We start from the raw sequence: 2352 nt of genomic DNA, 5'->3' as shown, positions 1-2352 counted from the left end.
GCCCGGAGCCCGCGGGGCCCGCCCTGCGCCGGGGCCGAGCCGCCCCGCAGCCGGGTCCCGTCCCGCCCCGTCAGCAGAAGGTCAGCCGCTCGCCGCCGCCTCCGCCCGTACGGCCGCCGCCAGCGACTTGCGGTCGGGCTTGCCGACCGGGGTCAGCGGGATCTGGTCGATGACCCGTACCGTCTCCGGCGTGTACATCGGGCCCCGGTGCTCGGTCACGTACGCGCGCAGGGCCGCCGGTTCCACCTGCTGGCCCGGGGCCGGGACGACCGCGGCGTGCACCGCCTCGCTCGCGTCCGGGCGGCGCACCCCGAACACCACGCAGCCGGCCACCGCGGGATGGCCGATCAGCAACTCCTCAACATCGGTCGGGTAGACGTGGCCGCCCACCACGATGATCTTGTCGCTGACCCGGTCCACCAGGAAGAGATAGCCGGCGTCGGAGAGATAGCCCAGGTCACCGGTGTGCACCCAGCCGTCGCGCAGCACCTTCGCGGTGGCCTCGGGCTGTCGCCAATAACCACCCATGATCTGGGGAGTGCGGACGCAGATCTCGCCGGTCTCGCCGACCGGCAGCGGCTTCCCCTCCTCGTCGCGGATCTCCACGCTGGCGCCGCGCACCGGCCGGCCCACCGTGACCTGCCCCGCCGCGCCCAGCACGGTGTGCTCGTCCGGCCCGAGCGCCGCGATCATGCCGGCCTCCGACTGGCCGTACCAGCCGTGCAGCACCGGCCCGAACGCCTCCGCGGCCTCCCGCAGCCGGGACGCCGACGCGGCGCAGCCCCCGTACGCGATGCGGCGCACGCTCGACAGGTCGGTCGTGGCCCGCGCCGGGTGGTCCAGGAGCGTGTAGAGCAGCGGCGGCAGCAGCCACAGGTCGGTGATCCGCTCGCGCTCGATCGCCGCGTACACCGCCGCCGGTTCGAACCCGCGCTGGATCACCACCCGCCCGCCGGCCAGCAGCGTCAGATCGGCGACCATGCCGGCCAGGTGCGCCAGCGAGGTGCAGACCAAGAACGTCGACACGTACGGCGTCGCAAGGGTCCCCGAGCGCATCGTCTCGCTGTGGAAACCGTGCTGCATGCGCACGCCCTTGGGGACGCCGGTGGTGCCGCCGGTGTGTCGGATGCACCAGTCGTCGGCGGGGCCGGCCGCGGGCGGCACCTGGCGCCCGCGGTGCCCCGCGGCACGGGCCAGCAGGTCGTCACCGACCCCGCTCGGGCCGATGGCGAGGACCAGCGGGGGCCGGGAGTGGGCGCGCAGCGCCTCGGCCGCCGCGGTCAGCTCCGCGTCGACGAGCAGCGCGGCCGGCTCCACGCTCGCGGTGATCTGCGCGTGCGCCTCGGGGGCCAGCGCCTCGTAGAGGAAGACCACCCGGGCGCCGATCAGATTCACCGCGTAGCGGGCGCTGAGCGCCTCGGGCCGGTTGCCGCAGAGCAGCACGACGGTGTCGCCGCGCCCGATGCCGCGGTCGACCAACTCGGCCGCGAACCCGTGCACCTGCTCCGCTAACCGGCCCGCGCGCACCGCCGTGCCGTCGTCGGCGGTGAGCACGGTGCGCCCGGGGTCGTGCTGGAACGATTCGAGAAGGAGCTCTACGTAATTGGTGAAGGGCGTTTCCGTCATGCCCCCGACGCTAGGCCCGCCCCCTCATGCCCCTCCAATACCAATTTCGGATGTACTGATGTTCGCCCGGTTATGAGCAGCGCGGCCCCGTGCCGCCCGATCCCACATCGCCCGCCGCTTGTTCGACACACCGTCAATTACGCCCGTACGGAGCAGAGTTCGCCCATCCGGTCGACGCCGGACGGTGGGCGGGCCCTCGGCCCCGCGGTGGCGGGAATCGCGAACAGGCGGAGGGATCGTCCGTTCGGGCTGGCGCATCAGGCCGTCTTGACCAGCCGGGGCCGGTGGGCGTGGGGGTGGGTGGTTTGGGGCTCGGTGTGTGGGGGGCGCGGCATGGGGGGCGCGGGGGGTAGGGGTGGCGCCGCAGCGCCGTAGCCGTACGGGCGTGACGCCCATGCCGCGACGCCCCGCCTGTATCGCAGCGGCCCCGCCCGTACGAGGTCGCACCCGTACCGCGCGTGCCCGCACGTGCGGGAGAGCCGAACCACTTGGGTACGCGCGCGTACGGGCACGTGCGGGAGAGCCGAAACACTCACGTACGCGCGCGTACGGGCACGTGCGGGAGAGCCGAAACACTCACGTACGCACGCGTACGGGCACGTGCGGGAGAGCTGGGCCCGCCCCAAGGCGGGGCGGGCCCGGGGCGGTTCCGCCAGCCGGGCCCCCACAGCGCCACCCGCCCCCCCCCCCCCGTCTCCCGCGCAGCGCGCCCCCCCCGGGCGCGGG

Annotated in this window: 1 protein-coding gene; it reads right to left on the bottom strand. The window is 74.6% G+C overall.

Annotated features, from left to right (window positions below; all coding sequences use genetic code 11):
• Positions 1-81: 81 nt before the first annotated feature.
• A complete protein-coding gene (locus AAHZ94_RS32755; RefSeq protein WP_349997346.1) occupies positions 82-1626 on the bottom strand; it encodes an AMP-binding protein in 1545 nt (514 codons plus the stop codon).
• Between the last annotated feature and the right edge of the window lie 726 nt (positions 1627-2352).

Source organism: Streptomyces sp. HSW2009 (assembly GCF_040240285.1).
Classification (GTDB): domain Bacteria; phylum Actinomycetota; class Actinomycetes; order Streptomycetales; family Streptomycetaceae; genus Streptomyces.
The sequence above is the reverse complement of the archived record's forward strand: the minus strand, read 5'-3'. Positions and strand labels throughout refer to the sequence as shown.